This is a genomic window from Aeromonas encheleia (assembly GCF_900637545.1).
GTDB lineage: Bacteria > Pseudomonadota > Gammaproteobacteria > Enterobacterales > Aeromonadaceae > Aeromonas > Aeromonas encheleia.
Genome location: NZ_LR134376.1, coordinates 175,975 through 195,504 on the forward strand (window position 1 = coordinate 175,975; position 19,530 = coordinate 195,504).

Consider the following 19,530-nt stretch of genomic DNA (forward strand, 5'->3'; position numbering starts at 1 on the left):
TCCGTCACAGGACCTCGACCCGCATGGATAACCCAGATGGTGACCTGAAGGCGAACCTGCTGCGCGTGGCGGAGCAGGCCGACAAGGCTGCCTTCGCCGCCCTGTTTCACCACTTCGCCCCCCGCATCCGCGGCTATGGCCTGCGCCATCTCGGCAGCGAAGCCAATGCCCTAGAGCTGGTGCAGGAGACCATGCTGCTGGTCTGGCAGAAGGCGCGGCTCTATCACCCCGAGCGGGGCGCCCCCACCACCTGGATCTACACGGTGATGCGCAACCAGTGTTTCGACATGCTGCGCCGGCGCCGGGCCAGCAAGGAGGATCTCTGCGCCGAGGAGCTGTGGCCCGTGCTGGAGTTCAGGGCGGAAGAGGATCGGCTGAGCGAGGGGGAAGGGGCCGTGCTGACGAGCCAGATGGCGCACCATCTGGACGCCCTGCCCCAGGCCCAGCAGCAGGTGGTGCGCGGCATCTACCTGCAGGAACTCTCCCAGCAGGAGCTGGCGGATCTGCTTGGGGTCCCGCTCGGTACCATCAAGTCCAGGCTGCGGCTGGCATTGCAGAAGCTGAAAGAGCATGTGGAGCAAGAGCATGATTAAAGCCCATCCCACCCACGTCATGCTGCGCGCCTTTGCCGCCGGCGAATTGCCACTGCCGCTGACGGTCGGCGTCTCGGCCCACTGCGAACTCTGTGCCGATTGTGGCGCCTGGCTGCACGCCTGCGAGGAGGAGCTGGCGGCCCGCCATCTCGAGACCCCGGCTCCCGAAGAGGCCATGGTGCCGGTGCTGGATGCCATGCTGGCGGAGATACTGCAGCAACCCCTGCTGCCCATGGTGAGCGCCGCCGACCCCGTCCCCGAGCTGCGGGTGGCCGGCCGGGAGTATCCCCTGCCCAAGGCCCTTGCCCGTTACCATGAGGCTGACTGGCGCCATGTCGGCGCCATCCGCCAGCACCGCCTGCCGTTGGTGGAGCAGGGGGCGCGGGCCAGCCTGCTGCACATAGAGGCGGGCGGGCGCATCCCGGAGCACACCCATCAGGGCTACGAACTGACCCTGCTGCTGGCGGGCAACATCCAGGATGGCGAGGTCCGCTATCAGGCGGGGGACTTCATCTGGCGCGATGCCAGCCACTCCCACAGCCCGCACACCCCGGACGGCTGCCTCTGCTACACGGTGCTGGATGCCCCGGTCCGCTTCACCAGGGGGCTGTCACGGCTGCTGAACGGCCTCAGGGATCGGCTCTACTGAGGCCGGTCGCAGGCATAAAAAAAGGGACCCATCGGGTCCCTTTTTGTTGGTCGCTCGGCGTGGCTCAGGCCACGAACACCAGATAGACGGCGAAGGCCACCACGAAGCGGTAGATGGCGAACGGGATGAAGTCGAGCCGGCGGATCAGCGCGAGGAAGGTCTTGATGGCGATCATGGCCACCACGAAGGCGGTGACGAAACCCACCGCGAACATGGGGAAGTCGGCCATGGAGAGGAAGTCGCGGCTCTTGTAGAGATCCAGTCCGCTGGCGGCCACCATCATGGGCACCGCCAGGATGAAGGAGAACTCGGCCGCCGCCTGACGGCTGATCCCCATCAGCATGCCGCCGCTGATGGTGGCGCCGGAGCGGGAGAAGCCGGGCCAGAGCGCCAGGCACTGGAACAGGCCTATGCCGAGCGCCTGCTGGTAACTGATGTCATCCAGGGTCTCGGAGCGCACCGAGGGGCGGAACTTCTCGGCGATGATCAGCAGGATGCCGCCGGCGACCAGGGCATACATCACCGTCTCGGGGCCGAACAGGTTGGCCTTGATCCAGCTGTGAATGGCCAGGCCTATGACCACGGCGGGCAGCATGCCGAGGATGATGTGGATCAGCGACAGGGTGGCGTGGCCCTTGGCTGGCTTCTGGCCGAAATGGATGCCAATCAGCCCGAACAGCCGGCGCCAGAACACGGCCACGACCGCCAGTATGGAGCCCATCTGAATGACCACCTCGAAGGTGGCGGCCTTGGGGCCTTCGAAACCGAGCAGGTGGCCGACGATGATCATGTGGCCGGTGGATGAAACGGGCAGAAACTCGGTCAGGCCTTCCACTATGCCCAGCACAAAGGCGACAAACAGGGCGTAGGACTCTGTCATGATTCAGATCTCTTGGTTGATTGGTCCGGATAAAAGCAGCCCCGAGCAGAGTCGGGGCGACCAATGATGGCGGAAAATAACCCAGGCAACCAGAGAATATTGCGCCGCAGTCAGCGGAGCACCGCCAGGATTTTTTGCTGCCACTCGGCATCCAACGGCGGCAGGTTGAGGGCATCGACCGCGCTGGCTATCTGCTGCGGATTGCTGGCGCCGATCAGGGCGCAGCTCACCACGGGATCGCGCAGCACCCATTGCAGTGCCAGCTGTGACAACTCCTGCCCCCGCTGCTGTGCCAGGGCATGCAGGGCCCGGATCCTGACCAGTTTCTCCGGGGTGATCTGATCGGGCTGGAGGAAGGGGCTGGCGCTGGCGGCGCGGGAATCCGCGGGGATCCCGGCCAGGTAGCGATCGCTGAGCAGGCCGCCGGCCAGGGGGGAGAAGGCCACGACCCCCACCCCCTGCTCGCGGCAGACCGGCAGGGTCTCGGCCTCGATCTCCCGCTGGAACAGGGAGTATTTGAGCTGATTGACCAGGCAGGGGGTACCGAGCTCCGCCAGCCGGGTCGCCGCCCTGGCGGCCAGTTCGGCCGGGTAGTTGGAGAGGCCGACGTAGAGCGCCTTGCCCTGACGCACCATCAGCGCCAGCGCCTGGCAGGTCTCCTCCAGCGGGGTGCGGGAGTCCGGCCTGTGGTGATAGAAGATGTCGACGTAGTCGAGGCCGAGTCGGCGCAGGCTCTGGTGCAGGCTGGCAAACAGGTACTTGGCGCTGCCGCCGTCCCCATAGGGGCCATCCCACATCACGTAGCCCGCCTTGCTGGCGATGATCAGCTCGTCTCTATAGGGGGCCAGGCTGCGCTTGAGCACGGTGCCGAAGGTGGTCTCGGCGGAGCCGGGGGGCGGTCCGTAGTTGTTGGCCAGATCGAAGTGGGTGATGCCCAGATCGAACGCCTGATGCACCATGGCCTTCACCTTGGCGGGATCGCTGCCCTCGCCGAAGTTGTGCCAGAGCCCCAGCCCTATGCTGGGCAGGCGCAGGCCGTGGCGGCCCACGGCGCGATAGGGTTGGCGCTGGTAACGGTCGGGTGCCGCTAGGTAGTTGTCATCCATAAAAACTCCTGGGTTGGGGCTGGTTCACGATATTGGATTTGAGCGGTCAGATATTCCCTGCATTACCCACCCTGCTCCCGCGAGGGGAGAAGGGGACTGGCAGCCGCCATCACCCAGCGGTGACGACGGCAACGCAACCCTAATCCCTTCTCCCTCCCTTTGGGAGAGAGAGTGGGGCTTAGCGCGCGGGGATCAGGCGATAACGGGTGACGTGGCGGTAGGTCTCGCCCGGTTGCAACCAGGGATCCCCCAGCTCGGGGCGGTTGGGGCTGTCCGGCAGCTGTTGCGCCTCCAGGCAGAGTCCCTGATGGTTCTGCCACTCGCCGCCGCCTCTGGCCGGGGTGCCCGCCAGCCAGTTGCCAGTGTAGAGCTGCACGCCAGGCTGGTCGGTATACATCTCCATGCGAAGGCGCTCATCGCCCGAGACCAGGGTCACGGCGGCTTGACCGGGGAGCGGGTTCAGCAGGAAGCAGTGATCGTAGCCACAGGCCCCGATCTGCTGCGGGTGACTCAACCACTCCTCACCAACGAGGCGGCGCTGGCGCAGGTCGAATGGGCCCGTCACCTCGGCCTTGCCCAGCGGCAGCGAGTGCTCGTCGATCGGCAGGTAGTGATCGGCCGCGATGCTGATGCTGTGCTCGCGCACATCGCCGCCATCCAGATTGAAGTAGGCGTGGCTGGTGAGATTCACCGGCGTCGGCGCATCCGTGGTGGCGGTGAGTTCGATCACCAAGTCCTGCTGTTCGAGCCGGTACTCCAGGTTGACATCCAGGTTGCCGGGGAAGCCCTGCTCGCCGTCGGCCAGCCGGGTGTGTAGGCGAATGCGATCCCCGGCCAGCTCGGATACCTGCCACTCCCTGTTATGCAACGACTGGCTGCCGCCGTGCAGGCAGGTGGTGCCTTCGTTGGCATCGAGGGACCAGTGCTGGCCGTCCCGTGTCAGGCGGGCGCCACCGATGCGGTTGGCAAAACGGCCGACGATGGCACCGAGATAGGCGTTCTGCCCGGGGTAGTCGGTCGGTTCGCAGGCGAGCAGCACGTTGCGATAATGGCCATCGACCGGCAGCTCGAGGGCGGTCAGGGTGGCACCGAAGTCGAGCACGCCGAGGCGCAACCCGGCGTCATTCTGCAGATGGAACTCCTTCATGCGATCACCCCGGCTCCGGCGCTGGCGCGGCAGACATAGCTGTCCGCCTTGAGGCCGAACTTGGCAGGGTACTGGGCCTCGACCGCGGCGATCACCTCATTCACCTGCTCCGGGCGCAGCAGGGCGACCACGCAGCCGCCGAAGCCGCCGCCGGTCATGCGTACGCCACCCTGGGTGCCGATCTGTGCCTTGATGATCTCCACCAGGCCGTCGATGGCGGGCACCGTGATCTCGAAGTCGTCGCGCATGGCGACATGGGATTGACCCATCAGCTCGCCGAGGCGAACCAGATCGCCGCAGGCCAGCGCATCGGCGGCGGCCAGGGTGCGGGCGTTTTCCCCCACCACGTGGCGGGCACGGCGATAGCAGGCTTCATCCAGCCCGGCCTTGCCGGCCTCCAGTGCGGCCAGATCCAGATCCCGCAGCGCCTTGACCCCATAGTGGCGGGCGGCGGTCTCACACTGCTGGCGGCGGGTGTTGTATTCGCTGTCCACCAGGCCGCGGCGCACGTTGGAGTTGACGATCAGCACCGCCAGATCGGCGGGCATGGGGATGAGGCGGGTCTCCAGCGAGCGGCAGTCCAGCAGCAGGGCGTGATCCGTCTTGCCGCTGGCGGAGATCATCTGATCCATGATGCCGCAGTTGCAGCCGACAAACTGGTTCTCCGCCTGCTGGCCATTGAGGGCGATCTCGGCCTGGCTGATGTGAAGCCCCAGCGCCTCCTTGAAGGCCTGGCCTATGGCCACCTCCAGCGAGGCGGAGGAGGAGAGGCCCGTGCCCTGCGGCACGTTGCCGGAGACCACCAGATTGAGGCCGCGCAGCACATGGCCGCGGGCCTGCAGGTGCTTCACCACGCCGCGGATGTAGTCGCTCCAGCGCTGGTCGGCATGGTGTTCGATGGGCTGCGCGAGATCGAACAGATCGCGCTGGTTGTCGTAGTCGGCGGCGATCACCTGCACCAGGTTGTCGTCGCGCAGGCCGATGGCGACACAGGTCTCGTAGTCGATGGCGCAGGGCAGCACGAAGCCGTCATTGTAATCTGTGTGTTCGCCGATGAGGTTGACGCGACCGGGGGCGCGCACCAGCAGCTCGGGCGGCTGCTCAAACTGCTCGGCATAGACGGCGCTGACGCGTTGGCTGGGGGTCATACTGCTTCCTCTTTGGCTTGGTTGTAGTGAATGGGGCTGAGCGCGCGCAGCCGCTCGGCGGCTTGCTCCGGGGTCAGATCGCGCTGGGTCTCGGCCAGCATCTCGAAGCCCACCATGAACTTGCGCACGGTGGCGGAGCGCAGCAGGGGCGGGTAGAAGTGGGCGTGCAACTGCCAGGCGTCGGGGCAATCCGAGTTGGGCGGCGCAAAGTGCCAGCCCATGGAGTAGGGGAAGCTGCACTCGAACAGGTTGTCGTAGCGGCTGGTGAGCTCCTTGAGCGCCACCGCCAGATCCTGTTGCTGCTCGGGGCTGAGGCTCAGCAGAGAGGGCACATGGGCCTTGGGCAGCAGCAGGGTCTCGAACGGCCAGGCCGCCCAGAAGGGGACCACCGCCAGCCAGTGCTCGGTTTCCACCACGATGCGGGAGCGATCATTCAGTTCCCGCTCCACGTAGTCGACCAGCAGCGGGCGGCCATGCTCGGCCAGCCAGTCGCGCTGGTGCTGCTCTTCGCGGGCGATCTCGTTGGGCAGGAAGTCGCTGCCCCACAGCTGGCCATGGGGGTGCGGGTTGGAGCAGCCCATGACGGCGCCTTTGTTTTCAAATACTTGCACCCACTCCCATTGAGCGGAGAGCTCACTCACCTGATCCCGCCAGGTCTGGATCACCGCCTCGATGGCGGGCAGCGTCAGCTCGGGCAGGGTCTTGCCGTGATCCGGCGAGAAGCAGATGACCCGGCTGGTGCCACGGGCGGCTTCCAGTCGCAGCAGGGGATCCTGGGCGTCGCTGGCGGCCGGGGTGTCCTGCATCAGGGCGGCGAAGTCGTTGGTGAAGACGAAGGTCTCCTGATAGTCGGGGTTCTGGTCGCCGGTGACCCGGCGATTGCCCGCGCAGAGGAAACAGTCGGGGTCGTGGGCCTGGCTCGGGGCCTGGCTTATCTTCTCAACCTGACCCTGCCAGGGGCGCTTGGCCCTGTGGGGGGAGACCAGCACATACTGGCCGGTCAGCGGGTTGAAACGACGGTGGGGGTGATCAACCGGGTTGAACATCATCACTCCTCAATGCCTGGTGAAATGAAAAGGGTAGCCGCCGCAGGGGCGTTAATGGGGAAGGAGTGTGCCATCACGACTCATACCCCTGTGGATTGGTGGATTGCCAGCGCCAGCTGTCGGCGCACATGGCGGCGAGATCCCGGCTGGCGTGCCAGCCCAGCTCGCGCTCGGCCTTGGCCGGATCGGCCCAGCACTCGGCGATGTCGCCAGGGCGTCTCGGCTCGATGCGATAGGGCAGGGGGTGACCGCAGGCCGCCTCGAACGCCGCGACCATCTGCAACACGCTCTGGCCCAGGCCGGTACCCAGGTTGTAGGGGTGGACGCCACCCTTATGGGTGCAGTGCTGCAGCGCCTTGACGTGCCCCTCGGCGAGATCCACCACATGGATGTAATCGCGCACACCGGTGCCGTCCAGGGTGTTGTAATCGTTTCCAAAGACGGAGAGGCAGTCGCGACGGCCGATGGCGACCTGGGTCAGGAAGGGCATCAAATTGTTGGGAATGCCCTGGGGATCCTCCCCCATGGTGCCGGATTCGTGGGCGCCGACCGGGTTGAAGTAGCGCAGCAGCGTCATGCTCCAGTGGGGCTCGGCGGCCTGCAGATCCTCGAGGATCTGCTCGATGATCAGCTTGGATCGACCGTAGGGGTTGGTGGCGCTGCGCGGGAAATCTTCCCGGATGGGGGTGCTTGCCGGGTCACCATAGACGGTGGCCGAGGAGCTGAACACCAGGTTGTGGACGCCGGCGCGCTTCATGGCCTGCAGCAGGACCAGGGTGCCGCTCAGGTTGTTCTGGTAGTAGTCGAGGGGGATGCGGGTCGACTCGCCGACCGCCTTGAGGGCGGCGAAGTGGATCACCGCCTCGATCTCCTGCTCGGCGAAGATGCGATCCAGCAGGGCCTCGTCACGAATATCGCCCCGATAGAACAGGGGTTCACGCCCGCTGATAGCGGCGATCCGCGCCAGCACGCCGGGCTTGCTGTTGCACAGATTGTCTACCACCACGGGTTCCATGCCTGCGGCCTGCAAGGCAAGGCAGGTATGGCTGCCAATGTAACCACAGCCGCCGGTGACCAGTACTTTCATCCTCTTCTCCACTATCCGTTCCCCACATAGGAAAGCCTGAGCAGGAGTCTAGCCGAGGCACTCCCCCTCAAACTGTGAGCGGGCTAACATATTTGTGTAAACGATTACACAAAATTGTTGAGGGAAAAATGAACGACCTCGGCTTTTCCCCTGTCATCAGTGGGATTGCTCGGTATAATGGCCCCGTCCAAAACCGTGAAATAAGTGAAAACAGCATGAGTACCATCAAGGATGTCGCCCGTTTGGCCAACGTATCGGTGGCAACGGTTTCACGGGTGATGAACAACTCACCCAAGGCCAGCGCCGCCTCCCGCGAGGTGGTGCGCAAAGCCATGGCCGAGCTGGGCTACACCCCCAATGCCAACGCCCGGGCGCTGGTCAACCAGACCTGTGACACCATGGGTGTGGTGGTCGGCGATGTGGCGGATCCCTTCTTCGGAGCCCTGGTCAAGGGGGTGGCTGCGGTGGCGGTGGAACAGGGGTTACACCTGCTGATGGGTAACGGTTTTCACAGGGCACAGCAGGAGCGGGAGTCCATCGAGCTGTTGATCGGCAAACGCTGCGAGGCGCTGGTGGTACACAGTAAGGCGCTGAGCGATGAGGAGTTGATCGACTATGCCCTGCGGGTACCCGGCATGGTGTTGATCAATCGAGATATTCCGGCCCTGAGGGGGCGCTGCATCGCCCTCAACAACCGGCAGGGGGCCGCCACCGCGACCCGCCATCTGCTGGAGCTGGGTCATCGTCACATCGCCTTCGTCAGCTCGGATCATGCCATCGAGGATGCCCAGCAGCGCCTGCAGGGCTATCAGGATGCCCTGCTCGAGGCGGGTCTGAGTGCGGATCCCGAACTGGTCGAGAGCGGCATGCCCAATGAGGAGGGGGGGGAGCGCGCCATGCTCAACCTGCTGGCCAAGGGGCTCAGCATCACGGCCGTGGTGGCTTACAACGACGCCATGGCGGCGGGGGCCATCTCGGTGCTGGCCGACAATGGTCTCAAGGTGCCGGAAGAGGTCTCCGTGGTCGGCTTCGATGACATCATCTACGCCAGATACCTGAGGCCCAAGCTTTCCACCATGCGCTACCCCATAGAGCTGATGGCGGCGCAGGCGGCCAAGCTGGCGTTGCAACTCGCCGCGGGCGAGAGCGAGGTGGTGCAGAGCCGCGTCTACACCCCGACCCTGATCAATCGTCACTCGGTAGCTCCGGTCAGGGCCTGATTCTGCTTCTATGACGATTGAGCAGGAGATGACGGCCCGTCTGCACGCCAAGGCTGCTGCTCAATCGTCACTCCATGATTCCCGTCAGACCCTGATCCTGCCTCGATGACGATTGAGCGGGAGATGGCGGCCCCTTTACATGCACCCTGGTTGCTGTTCACTCCTCATTCTGTGATCCCGCCAGGCTCTGATCGTGCCTCAATAGCCACTCCATGACCCAAATGTGAGCCTGAACGAATCCCGCCATTCCGTTTTATCGTCGCCGTGAGTCCACTCATGGCGACGCTCGCCGTTTTTTACTCATCTTTAATCATTTTTACCCTGTTTTACTTAACATCTCCTGTGTAATCGTTTACACCTGTGTGAGCGAGATCGCCGTTTCGGGTGTGAAACTCTCCTACACTGCTGACGTGTTCAACGCTCATACAGGAAGAGAGAGGATGATCAGGGAGATCTTGGCCCGTCAGGACTGGCAGACCCAGGCCATTACCGCCGTCAACCGGCTGCCAGCCCATACCCAGCTGTCCAGCTGGCGCAGCGAGGCCGATGCGCGGAGCGGGCTCGCCTCGCCGTCACGGTTGTTGCTCGATGGCGACTGGCAGTTCTCCTTCTTCGCGGCGCCCGAACAGGTGCCCGATGCCTGGTTGCATCAGGATCTGCCGGAGGCGGCGACCGTCGCTGTGCCGGGCAACTGGCAGTTGCAGGGCTTCGATCGCCCCATCTACACCAATATCAAGTATCCCTTCCCCTGCGATCCGCCCAGGGTGCCGGCGGCCAATCCGACCGGCTGCTACTCCCGTGAGTTCGACCTGCCTGCCGACTGGCTGGCAGAGGGCCAGACCCGGATCATCTTCGGTGGGGTCGACAGCGCCTTCTATCTGTTCTGCAACGGTCGCTGGGTCGGTTACTCCCAGGACAGCCGGCTGCCCGCCGAATTCGATCTCAGCCCCTTCCTGCAGGCCGGTCCCAACCGACTGGCGGCGCTGGTGCTGCGCTGGTCCGATGGCTCCTATCTGGAGGATCAGGACATGTGGCGCCTCAGCGGCATCTTCCGCTCCGTCAGCCTGCTCCACAAACCCGAGCGCCATTTGCTGGACGTGCGGGTCACGCCGCTGCTGGATGCCTGCTACCGGGATGCCCGCCTCAAGGTGGCGCTGCAGGTCAACGATGGCAGCGGGCTGGCGGTGGAGGCGAGTCTCTATCATGGCGACGAGTTGATCACCCGCCGACGCCAGCCGCTCGGCACCGGGGCCATCGACGAGAAGGGAGCCTTCGGGGATCGCGCCGAGCTGTGGCTGGAGGTCGTCGCGCCCCATAAGTGGAGCGCCGAGACCCCTCATCTCTATCGCCTGACCCTGACGCTGCTGGACGAGCAGGGCCTGCCCATCGAGAGCGAGGCCCATGACGTGGGCTTTCGGGCGGTGGAGATCCGTGGCGGTCTGCTGCGGGTCAACGGCCAGCCCCTGCTGATCCTCGGCGCCAATCGCCACGAGCACGATCCCGCCCTGGGCCATGTGGTGACCCCGGCCGCCATGGAGCAGGATCTGCGGCTGATGAAGCAGCACAACTTCAACGCGGTGCGCTGCTCCCACTACCCCAATCACCCCGAGTTTTATCGACTGTGTGACCGGCTTGGCCTCTATGTGGTGGACGAGGCGAATCTGGAGACCCACGGCATGACCCCCATGGGGCGGCTGGCGCAGGATCCCGCCTGGAGCGGCGCCTTCCTGGAGCGGGTCACCCGCATGGTGGCGCGGGACTTCAACCATCCCAGCATCATCATCTGGTCCCTGGGCAACGAGTCCGGCTATGGCCCCGCCCACGATGCCATGTACCAGTGGGTCAAGCGCGCCGATCCGAGCCGCCCGGTCCAGTACGAGGGGGGCGGGGCCGATACCCCGGCCACCGACATCATCTGCCCCATGTATGCCCGCACCCACCAGGATCAACCCTTCCCGGCGGTGCCCAAGTGGGCGCTGGCCAAGTGGATCGGGCTTCCAGACGAGACCCGACCGCTGATCCTGTGCGAGTACGCCCATGCCATGGGCAACAGCCTGGGGGGCTTTGCCCACTACTGGCAGGCGTTTCGCGATCATCCCCGCCTGCAGGGCGGCTTTGTCTGGGACTGGGTCGATCAGGGGCTCGACAAGGCGACCGACGATGGCCGCCACTACTGGGCCTACGGCGGCGACTTCGGCGACATGCCCAACGATCGCCAATTCTGCTGCAACGGCCTGCTGTTCCCGGACAGGACCCCTCATCCCGCCCTGTTCGAGGCCAAGCGTGCCCAGCAGCCCTTCGTGTTGGCGCTGAAAAGCCAACGGCCGCTGGAGGTCGAGATCACCAGCGACTACCTGTTCCGCGCCACGGACAACGAGCTGCTGCGCTGGCGGCTGTGTGAGGATGGCGCCGTGCTGGCGCAGGGGGAATGCCCGCTCGGCCTGGCACCCCAGGCCAGCCTGAGCCTGGCTCTGCTGGAGCAGCTGCCGAGCTTCGCCGCGGGCTCTCTGGCCTGGTTGGAGCTGGCCATAGTGCAGCAGGGCGCCACGGCCTGGGCCGAGGCGGGTCACGAGGTAGCTCGCCAGCAATTTATGCTGCCAACACCGATGGCGATACCGGCGGCGTTTAACCCCGCCACGATAAAGGAGCAGCCGGATCATTGGCTCGTCTGTGCGGCTGGCAGCGAGTGGCAACTGGACAAGACCAGCGGCCGCATCCGCAGCTGGCAAAAGCAGGGGCAGGAGAGGCTGAGAGATGCCATCGCCGATCACTTCTACCGCGCGCCGCTGGACAACGACATAGGCGCCAGCGAGGCGGATCACATAGATCCCAACGCCTGGATCGCCCGCTGGCAGGAGGCTGGACTCAATGACCTGCAGCATCGCTGCCTGGGGCTGACGGTGAACCCGGACCAGGGGACAGCGCTGGTCCGGCACGGTTACTTCGTCGGAGAAGAGCTCAAGCTGCTGACCCACTGGCGCCACAGCTTCGGTGCCGATGGCGCCATGGCGCTTGCCATCGAGGTGGAGGTCGCCGCCTCCCTGCCGTCGCTACCCCGCATCGGGGCCAGGCTCTGGCTGGTTGACGAGATCGACGAAGTGAGCTGGCTGGGGCGAGGCCCCCATGAGAACTACCCGGATCGCCTGCTCGCCGCCGATCTCGGTCGCTGGCAACTGCCGCTCGATGCCCTGCATACCCCCTATGTGTTCCCGACCGACAACGGACTGCGTTGCGATACCCGCCGGCTGCAGCTGGGGGAGATCACCATCGCTGGCAAGTTCCACTTCAGCGTCAGCCGTTACAGCCAGCCGCAACTCGCCCTGGCCCGCCATCAGACCGATCTGGTGGCGGAGGGTGGGCTGCACCTCTGTCTCGATGGCTTCCACATGGGGGTTGGAGGTGATGACTCCTGGAGCCAGAGCGTGCGGCCAGAATATTGGCTGCGGCCAGGGAGCTACTATTGGAACTGTGTTCTACGCTGAATCTGACTCCCCCATGAACGCCAAAACGAATCGATTGAGTCTTGGTTGTGTTTAAGTGGTTAATATTTAACGAATTTGTTGCTGTGTAACAGAGTGTAAACGTTTTCATTTTGTCGTCAGGATCACAGAACTCCAGACAACAAACTGATTACATTAGGCTCGCGCCAGTTCACATGGTGTACAGCATTCCCTACAAAAACAGATATTAGAGATCGGAGCATAACAATGAAAAAACTCACGACAGTTGCCGCCCTGCTGATGGGACTGACGGCCGGTGCCACCGCCCACGCTGAAACCCGTATCGGTGTGACCGTCTACAAGTACGACGACAACTTCATGGCCGTGGTACGCAAGGCAATTGAGAAGGAAGCAGTGGCGAACCCAGGTGTCGAGCTGCTGATGAATGACTCCCAGAATGACCAGTCCAAGCAGAACGACCAGATCGACGTGCTGCTGGCCAAGGGTGTGAAGGCGCTGGCGATCAACCTGGTTGATCCTGCGGCGGCCCCTGTCGTGATTGAGAAAGCCCGTGGCGAAGATGTACCCGTGGTGTTCTACAACAAGGAACCGAGTGCGGCCGATCTCGCCAGCTATGACAAGGCTTACTACGTGGGTACCGACTCCAAGGAGTCAGGCATCATCCAGGGTCAGCTGATCGCCAAACATTGGAAAGCCCATCCGGAATGGGATCTGAACAAGGATGGCGTCATCCAGTTCGTGCTGCTCAAGGGTGAGCCTGGCCACCCGGATGCCGAAGCCCGCACCACCTATGTCGTCAAGACCCTGAATGATGGCGGCCTCAAGACCCAGCAGCTGCACATGGATACCGGTATGTGGGATACCGCCATGGCTAAAGACAAGATGGATGCCTGGATCTCCGGCCCCAACGCCAACAAGATTGAAGTGGTGATCGCCAATAACGATGGCATGGCAATGGGCGCTGTTGAATCCCTCAAGGCCCAAGGCAAGACCGCCATTCCGGTGTTCGGTGTCGATGCGTTGCCCGAGGCGCTGGCCATGGTCAAGAGCGGTGCCATGGCGGGTACAGTGCTGAACGATGCGGCCAACCAGGCGAAAGCCACCTTCGAGCTGACCAAGAACCTGGCTGAAGGCAAACCGGCCGGTGAAGGCACCAAGTGGAAGATCGACAACAAGGTCGTCCGCGTTGCCTACGTGGGCGTAGACAAAGACAACCTGGCTCAATTCGAGTAATTCCCTCCTCCTGGGCAAGGTGACCCCTTGCCCTCTATTTCAACCCGATGTGATGGCTGATATGACAACACGGCAACAATCAGAATGGCTGTTGGAGATGATTGACGTCAGTAAGAGCTTTCCCGGCGTCAAGGCACTCGATAATGTCAATTTACGGGTCCGTCCTCATTCTGTGCATGCGTTGATGGGCGAGAATGGCGCGGGTAAATCCACGCTGCTCAAGTGCTTGTTCGGCATTTATGAGAAGGATGAGGGCAAGATCTTCTTCAAGGGCGAGGAGGTCAACTTCACCTCGTCCAAAGAGGCGCTGGAGAACGGCGTCTCCATGGTGCACCAGGAGTTGAACCTGGTCTTGCAGCGCACCGTGATGGACAACATGTGGCTCGGCCGCTATCCCACCAAGGGCTGGTTCGTCGACCACGGCAAGATGTACCACGACACCAAACATATCTTCGACGAACTGGATATTGATATCGATCCTCGGGTCAAGGTGGGCACGCTCTCCGTGTCCCAGATGCAGATGATCGAGATCGCCAAGGCGTTCTCTTATGATGCCAAGATTGTCATCATGGACGAGCCCACCTCCTCCTTGACCGAGAAAGAGGTCAATCACCTCTTCAAGATCATCAACAAGCTGAAAGAGAAGGGCTGCGGCATCGTCTACATCTCCCACAAGATGGAAGAGATCTTCCAGCTGTGTGACGAGATCACCATATTGCGGGATGGGCAGTGGGTGGCGACTCAGCCGCTCAAGGGCATGACCATGGATCAGATTATCGGCATGATGGTCGGTCGTGAGTTGACCCAGCGCTTCCCGGAGAAAACCAATCAGCCGAAAGAGGTCATCCTGGAGGTTGAGCATCTGACGGCGAAGAACCAGCCATCCATTCAGGACGTCACCTTCGACCTGCACAAGGGTGAGATCCTCGGTATCGCCGGCTTGGTGGGCGCCAAGCGCACCGACATCGTCGAGACCCTGTTTGGCATCCGCGATCGCAGCGGCGGCGCCATCAAGCTGCATGGCAAAGAGGTGGCCAATCACAATGCCCACGAGGCGATCCAGAACGGCTTCGCCCTGGTCACCGAGGAGCGGCGCTCCACCGGTATCTACTCCCGTCTCGACATCGCGTTCAACTCCCTGATCGCCAACATGGACAGCTACAAGAGTTCCATGGGGCTGCTCAGCAACAACAAGATGAAGAGCGACACCCAGTGGGTCATCGACTCCATGCGGGTCAAGACCCCGACCCAGCAGACACAGATTGGCTCCCTGTCCGGTGGCAACCAGCAGAAGGTCATCATCGGCCGCTGGCTGCTGACCCAACCTGAGATCCTGATGCTGGATGAACCGACCCGGGGTATCGACGTCGGCGCCAAGTTCGAGATCTACCAGCTCATCCTGGAGCTGGCCAAGAAGGACAAGGGCATCATCATCATCTCCTCAGAGATGCCGGAGCTGCTCGGGATCACGGATCGCATCATGGTCATGAGCAATGGCCGGGTCGCCGGGATCGTCAACACCAAAGAAACTGACCAGAGCGAGATCCTACGCCTGGCATCTCTGTACCTATAGACAGGAAGATATTTATGGAGTCGGCTAAAAATTTCAATCTGATGCAGGCGCTCAAAGAGAACGGCATCTATGTGGTGCTGCTGGTGTTGCTCATGGTCATAGTGATCAAGGAGCCCTCCTTCCTGAGCCTCACCAACTTCAGCAACATCCTGACCCAGTCCTCGGTGCGGGTCATCATCGCACTCGGGGTGGCGGGCATCATCATCACCCAGGGCACCGACCTGTCGGCCGGTCGTCAGGTTGGCCTGGCCGCCCTGATCGCCGCCACCATGTTGCAGGCGCTGACCAACGTCAACAAGGTGTTCCCCAGCCTGGGTGAAGTGCCCATTCCTGTGGTGATCCTGCTGGTCTGTGCCGTGGGGGCCCTGATTGGTCTGCTCAACGGTCTGATCGTGGCCTATCTCAATGTGACCCCGTTTATTACCACCCTGGGTACCATGATCATCGTCTACGGCATCAACTCGCTGTACTTCGATTCCGTGGGTGCCTCGCCGGTAGCCGGCTTCGATCCTCGCTTCTCGAGCTTCGCGCAGGGGTTCATCAAGCTGGGGGGGTTCAAGCTATCCTATCTCACCTTCTACGCCGCCATTGCCAGCGTGTTCGTCTGGGTGCTGTGGAACAAGACCCGCTTCGGCAAGAACATCTTCGCCATCGGTGGCAACCCCGAGGCCGCCAAGGTGTCCGGCGTCAACGTCGCCGTCAACCTGGTGGTGATCTATGCCCTGGCCGGGGTGTTCTACGCCTTCGGTGGCATGCTGGAGGCGGGCCGTATCGGCAGTGCCACCAACAACCTCGGCTTCATGTATGAGCTCGACGCCATCGCGGCCTGCGTGGTGGGCGGGGTCTCCTTCGCCGGTGGTGTGGGTACAGTGGCCGGTGTCATCACCGGGGTGCTCATCTTCACCCTGATCAACTACGGTCTGACCTATATCGGTGTCAGCCCCTACTGGCAGTTCATCATCAAGGGCGGCATCATCATACTGGCGGTCGCGCTGGACTCCATGAAGTACGCCAAGAAGAAGTAAGCATTGGCAGAGAGGGCCGGGAGATACCGGCCCTCTCTCTTTGGAGGGATCCATTCCATGCCATTTAAAGTCAAGTTCAACGTCCTCCTGCTGCTCGCCATCCTGGTCACCATCGGCACCGCCTGGCTCAGCGTCAATCACTTCATCAGCGGCTACATCCGCACCCAGGCCACCCAGAACATCAACGAGCAGATCACCCTGGTCAAAGAGAAGCTGGCGGGGGACATCAATCAGAAGGTGCTGCTGGCGGCCAATCTCAACCTCGGGGTGACCAGCGTCAAGAAGGCCCTGCAGGAGACCGGATTCCACAACATCGTCAAGCTGATCGGTGACATGGCGTTCGATGTGAACGGGGTCATCAATGACCCGGCCAGGGTCGAGGCGCTGCGCAAGCTGATCCCCGCCGCCAACAACCAGATCACCGTCAGCCCGCTGCAGCAGCTGGATGGCAAGCCCGTCATCTCCATCCTGGTGCCCAGGGGCGCCGACTCCGCCTACCTCTATTACCTCGACATGAGCGAGTTCAAGCAGTTGCTGGCCAAGGTGAGCGGCGAAGGGCGCTACTTCTCGCTGGCCGACAGTCAGGGCAAGGTGCTCTACGACAGCAAGCCGCAAGGGGAGAGTGAGGCCCGCCCCAACCAGCTGGATATCCGGGGCAGCCAGTGGACGCTGACCGGTTACGTGGATCTCGACTATATCCAGACCATGACCCAGGCGCTCAATGGCAAGATCACCCTGGCCCTGTTCGGGGTCGCGGCGCTGGTGTTGCTGCTGTCCATGGTGGCGCTCAATCTGGCCTATCGCCCCATCCTCTCCCTGCGCGACCTGGTGCTGGAGCTGTCGCAAGGCAATGGTGACCTGACCCGCCGCCTGACGGTGACCGGCAAGGACGACCTCAGCCAGATCTCGGCCGGTATCAACCGCTTCATCGAGCGTCTGCAGGAGATGATGGGGGAGGTGAGGGAGGCCAGCGGCCAGCTCAATGACGGCATCGCCGGCCTGGCCAGACAGACCGGCTCGGCTCAAGGGTTGCTGGCCGAGCATGTGCGCGAGACGGAGCAGGTCGTCACCGCCATCAACGAGATGAGCCGCACCGCAGTGTCGGTATCCGAGAGTGCGGCCAGCACGGCCCAGTTGACCGGCCAGAGCCAGCAGCTGGCGAGCCAGTCGCGCCTGGTGGTCGATCAGGCCATGGCCAGCGTGACCGCGCTGGTGGCTGAGGTGGAGAGCACGGCCCGGTCCATCGCCGCCATGCAGCAGGATGTGCAGCAGATAGGATCCATTCTCGGGGTCATCGGCAGCATCGCCGAGCAGACCAACCTGCTGGCGCTCAACGCGGCCATCGAGGCCGCCCGGGCCGGCGAGCAGGGCCGCGGTTTTGCCGTAGTGGCCGATGAGGTGCGCTCCCTGGCGGGGCGTACCCAGCAGAGCACTGCCGAGATCCAGACCATGCTGAGCAGGCTGCAGCGGGGCACCCAAACCGTGGTGGAGGCCATGGGCAATACCCGGCAGAGCTGCCAGGATGCGGCCGAGAACACGAACAGGGTGAATGCGTCACTGGATCTGATGGCGGGAGAGGTGGTGGAGATCAACGATCTCATCAGCCACATCGCCACCGCTGCCGAGCAGCAGAGCGCCGTCGCCGAAGAGATCAACCGCAACATCAGCGCCATCGCTGAGGTGATCACCCAGCTCAAGACCAATGGTGAGCAGACGGTGGGCAGCTCGGTGTCCATGCGGCACACCTATGACAGGTTGAATGACATCGTAGGGAGTTTCAGGCTGGAGTAGTAGCCGGTGGCCGAGGCAAAAAATGGCCAAAAAGATGGGGGCGACTCGCGTCGCCCCCGGTAGTCTTATCGCTCAGATCCTTGAACGAAGTTGCTCCCTGCAATCCCTGACTGTTTACCTCTTCCTTTAGGTTTCCCCTTCCCAATCCTTTGGGGTGTCCTTTAGCCATCTTGGCCTGACGAGTCATCCATTCCCGTCGCACTTTCTCCGTCCTGGGAGGTGTCCTTTACCACATCCTGTGGTGAGTCCATTTGCCTAACCCTGGCAGCCTGTCTTCCTGACCGACTTCTACTGCGTCCGTGCAGGAGTAACTATAAGGATTTCATGGCGGACGACAACGGCATGCTGAAAAACGTTTTTACACAACTCGTTTCTCAGGAAACCGTAATGCAACTTTATTGTTATAAATCATCGCATTGAAATTTATGTGTGCAGGTTTTTTGATCCTATCTTCCGACTATGGCGGGAATTTTATGGGCGTTTCACTTACGCCAGCTATGGCGAATGTCTCACGCTTCGTTTAACTGAGGTTCAGAAAAGTCACAGAGACCAGAGCCGTTCGCAGATGCCGGGCGCTCGCCACGCAAGATCGGCAGGCATGAATGGTCCTGCCACATCGACTTGGCGGCCGGCGTCGCGAGCCCGGAGCGGATGAATGTTCGCAAGGCTGCCTGTCTAGCTCCATGGGGCGTGAGGGAGAGATAAAGGGAGCAAGGGTCAGGCGCCGGCTATCGACGTCTCATCAATGAGCCTGCGGGTGGAGGAAGCGAGGTACATATAGTAGAGGGGTGGACCGCCTGGTGATGGTGCCTGCCGGCCTAGCCAAGAGGAGGAGGCCTCCCCTTGGGCTTCGGCTTCAGTCGTACTGCTCGCCGCCATACTGCTGGCACAGATACTCGGGGACCAGCATCTGGGGTGCCTGGTCGACGTGGCACACCACCTCGGGCACGGCGGGAGCCCCCTCGGCGCTGACCAATGCCGGGCTCATGGACAGAGCCAGGGCGATGAGCAGCAATTTGATCTTCATGGATATCTCCTTGGTGACAGGATTCGGTGTGATCCGGATCACTTTTTGAGTTAAGTCGAGTCGTCTTGCGACGCAAGGCGCCCGGATAAATTCAACTAATGAAAAAAGATTAAAACCGGGAGGAGGTGACAACGCGGCGGGAGGCGTGACCAAGATGCGCTAGGAATGCATATCCATATAAAAGAGATAGCCTCATCGCTGTCATCCGAGGCCTATCCCAGGCGGGCTGGCGTCAATGCCATGATCTGGGACAAGAGATGGATTATTCAGCCAGGATTGTGATTGTGACTATTTATGTGGCCATTCTCCCCCACACCAGCGCGGAGAAATTCACTCTACTGCATATTAAATTCAATTTAAACTTGATGTTTTTATATCTTATTAATTTTAAACACTATTTAAGTTTTGCATTATCCCTTTGTAGATAGGGTAAATGAATGGAATTGGTCATTTTTTGAAATAAAACCATGGGTTTTTGATTATTAATGCGTCTATAGGAAATGGCTAAATGTCATTTATGTAAGCCCTATCAAAAATTAAGTCA

At 62.1% G+C, this 19,530-nt stretch carries 15 protein-coding genes; 8 read left to right on the forward strand and 7 right to left on the reverse strand.

Going from position 1 to position 19,530, the window contains the following annotated elements:
• The first annotated feature begins 23 nt into the window (after positions 1 to 23).
• Positions 24 to 593 (forward strand): sigma-70 family RNA polymerase sigma factor, encoded by a 570-nt coding sequence (locus tag EL255_RS00820; protein WP_042654387.1) that lies wholly within the window; start codon positions 24 to 26, stop codon positions 591 to 593.
• Complete coding sequence (locus EL255_RS00825; protein WP_042654386.1) at positions 586 to 1,242, forward strand: ChrR family anti-sigma-E factor; 657 nt, start codon at positions 586 to 588, stop codon at positions 1,240 to 1,242. The genes EL255_RS00820 and EL255_RS00825 overlap by 8 nt, the downstream gene beginning before the upstream one ends.
• Positions 1,243 to 1,306: 64 nt before the next feature.
• Here the strand turns inward: EL255_RS00825 and bacA are convergent, their stop codons facing one another.
• From bacA to galE, 6 genes are all read right to left on the reverse strand, one after another.
• Positions 1,307 to 2,122, reverse strand: a complete 816-nt coding sequence (bacA, locus tag EL255_RS00830) for an undecaprenyl-diphosphate phosphatase (RefSeq protein ID WP_042654385.1) — start codon at positions 2,120 to 2,122, stop codon at positions 1,307 to 1,309.
• A 110-nt stretch (positions 2,123 to 2,232) separates the two neighbouring features.
• Positions 2,233 to 3,228: an aldo/keto reductase gene (locus EL255_RS00835; RefSeq protein ID WP_042654384.1), complete on the reverse strand. Its 996-nt coding sequence runs from the start codon at positions 3,226 to 3,228 to the stop codon at positions 2,233 to 2,235.
• 178 nt (positions 3,229 to 3,406) lie between these two features.
• A complete protein-coding gene (locus tag EL255_RS00840) occupies positions 3,407 to 4,375 on the reverse strand; it encodes an aldose epimerase family protein (protein ID WP_042654383.1) in 969 nt (322 codons plus the stop codon).
• Complete coding sequence (gene galK / locus EL255_RS00845) at positions 4,372 to 5,523, reverse strand: galactokinase (protein WP_042654382.1); 1,152 nt, start codon at positions 5,521 to 5,523, stop codon at positions 4,372 to 4,374. Before galK ends, EL255_RS00840 begins: the two co-directional genes overlap by 4 nt.
• Positions 5,520 to 6,569 (reverse strand): UDP-glucose--hexose-1-phosphate uridylyltransferase, encoded by a 1,050-nt coding sequence (locus EL255_RS00850; RefSeq protein WP_042654473.1) that lies wholly within the window; start codon positions 6,567 to 6,569, stop codon positions 5,520 to 5,522. Before EL255_RS00850 ends, galK begins: the two co-directional genes overlap by 4 nt.
• A 73-nt stretch (positions 6,570 to 6,642) precedes the next feature.
• Positions 6,643 to 7,656, reverse strand: coding sequence for a UDP-glucose 4-epimerase GalE (galE, locus tag EL255_RS00855; RefSeq protein ID WP_042654381.1), 1,014 nt, complete (start codon positions 7,654 to 7,656; stop codon positions 6,643 to 6,645).
• A gap of 215 nt (positions 7,657 to 7,871) precedes the next feature.
• Between galE and EL255_RS00860 the strand changes: the two genes are divergently transcribed.
• From EL255_RS00860 to EL255_RS00885, 6 genes are all read left to right on the forward strand, one after another.
• Positions 7,872 to 8,876: a substrate-binding domain-containing protein gene (locus tag EL255_RS00860; RefSeq protein ID WP_042654380.1), complete on the forward strand. Its 1,005-nt coding sequence runs from the start codon at positions 7,872 to 7,874 to the stop codon at positions 8,874 to 8,876.
• Positions 8,877 to 9,316: 440 nt separating this feature from the next.
• Positions 9,317 to 12,358, forward strand: a complete 3,042-nt coding sequence (locus tag EL255_RS00865) for a beta-galactosidase (protein ID WP_042654379.1) — start codon at positions 9,317 to 9,319, stop codon at positions 12,356 to 12,358.
• 225 nt (positions 12,359 to 12,583) lie between these two features.
• Positions 12,584 to 13,570, forward strand: a complete 987-nt coding sequence (mglB, locus tag EL255_RS00870) for a galactose/glucose ABC transporter substrate-binding protein MglB (protein WP_042654378.1) — start codon at positions 12,584 to 12,586, stop codon at positions 13,568 to 13,570.
• A 52-nt stretch (positions 13,571 to 13,622) separates the two neighbouring features.
• Complete coding sequence (gene mglA, locus EL255_RS00875; protein WP_042654377.1) at positions 13,623 to 15,143, forward strand: galactose/methyl galactoside ABC transporter ATP-binding protein MglA; 1,521 nt, start codon at positions 13,623 to 13,625, stop codon at positions 15,141 to 15,143.
• A 14-nt stretch (positions 15,144 to 15,157) separates the two neighbouring features.
• Positions 15,158 to 16,168, forward strand: a complete 1,011-nt coding sequence (gene mglC, locus EL255_RS00880; protein ID WP_042654376.1) for a galactose/methyl galactoside ABC transporter permease MglC — start codon at positions 15,158 to 15,160, stop codon at positions 16,166 to 16,168.
• Positions 16,169 to 16,225: 57 nt separating this feature from the next.
• A complete protein-coding gene (locus EL255_RS00885; RefSeq protein ID WP_042654375.1) occupies positions 16,226 to 17,959 on the forward strand; it encodes a methyl-accepting chemotaxis protein in 1,734 nt (577 codons plus the stop codon).
• A gap of 856 nt (positions 17,960 to 18,815) precedes the next feature.
• On the opposite strand, the gene EL255_RS00890 is transcribed toward EL255_RS00885, so the two are convergent.
• On the reverse strand, positions 18,816 to 18,986 hold the full coding sequence (locus tag EL255_RS00890; protein ID WP_170175984.1) for a hypothetical protein: 171 nt from the start codon (positions 18,984 to 18,986) through the stop codon (positions 18,816 to 18,818).
• Between the last annotated feature and the right edge of the window lie 544 nt (positions 18,987 to 19,530).

Excerpts from the sequence above, each read along its gene's own strand:
- EL255_RS00850 (WP_042654473.1), bottom strand. The coding sequence starts at position 6,569 with ATGTTCAACCCGGTTGATCACCCCCACCGTCGTTTCAACCCGCTGACC.
- EL255_RS00835 (WP_042654384.1), bottom strand. The coding sequence starts at position 3,228 with ATGGATGACAACTACCTAGCGGCACCCGACCGTTACCAGCGCCAACCC.
- EL255_RS00865 (WP_042654379.1), top strand. The coding sequence starts at position 9,317 with ATGATCAGGGAGATCTTGGCCCGTCAGGACTGGCAGACCCAGGCCATT.
- EL255_RS00820 (WP_042654387.1), top strand. The coding sequence starts at position 24 with ATGGATAACCCAGATGGTGACCTGAAGGCGAACCTGCTGCGCGTGGCG.
- galK (WP_042654382.1), bottom strand. The coding sequence starts at position 5,523 with ATGACCCCCAGCCAACGCGTCAGCGCCGTCTATGCCGAGCAGTTTGAG.
- bacA (WP_042654385.1), bottom strand. The coding sequence starts at position 2,122 with ATGACAGAGTCCTACGCCCTGTTTGTCGCCTTTGTGCTGGGCATAGTG.
- mglC (WP_042654376.1), top strand. The coding sequence starts at position 15,158 with ATGGAGTCGGCTAAAAATTTCAATCTGATGCAGGCGCTCAAAGAGAAC.
- EL255_RS00885 (WP_042654375.1), top strand. The coding sequence starts at position 16,226 with ATGCCATTTAAAGTCAAGTTCAACGTCCTCCTGCTGCTCGCCATCCTG.
- EL255_RS00840 (WP_042654383.1), bottom strand. The coding sequence starts at position 4,375 with ATGAAGGAGTTCCATCTGCAGAATGACGCCGGGTTGCGCCTCGGCGTG.
- mglA (WP_042654377.1), top strand. The coding sequence starts at position 13,623 with ATGGCTGATATGACAACACGGCAACAATCAGAATGGCTGTTGGAGATG.
- galE (WP_042654381.1), bottom strand. The coding sequence starts at position 7,656 with ATGAAAGTACTGGTCACCGGCGGCTGTGGTTACATTGGCAGCCATACC.
- EL255_RS00825 (WP_042654386.1), top strand. The coding sequence starts at position 586 with ATGATTAAAGCCCATCCCACCCACGTCATGCTGCGCGCCTTTGCCGCC.
- EL255_RS00890 (WP_170175984.1), bottom strand. The coding sequence starts at position 18,986 with ATGAAGATCAAATTGCTGCTCATCGCCCTGGCTCTGTCCATGAGCCCG.
- mglB (WP_042654378.1), top strand. The coding sequence starts at position 12,584 with ATGAAAAAACTCACGACAGTTGCCGCCCTGCTGATGGGACTGACGGCC.
- EL255_RS00860 (WP_042654380.1), top strand. The coding sequence starts at position 7,872 with ATGAGTACCATCAAGGATGTCGCCCGTTTGGCCAACGTATCGGTGGCA.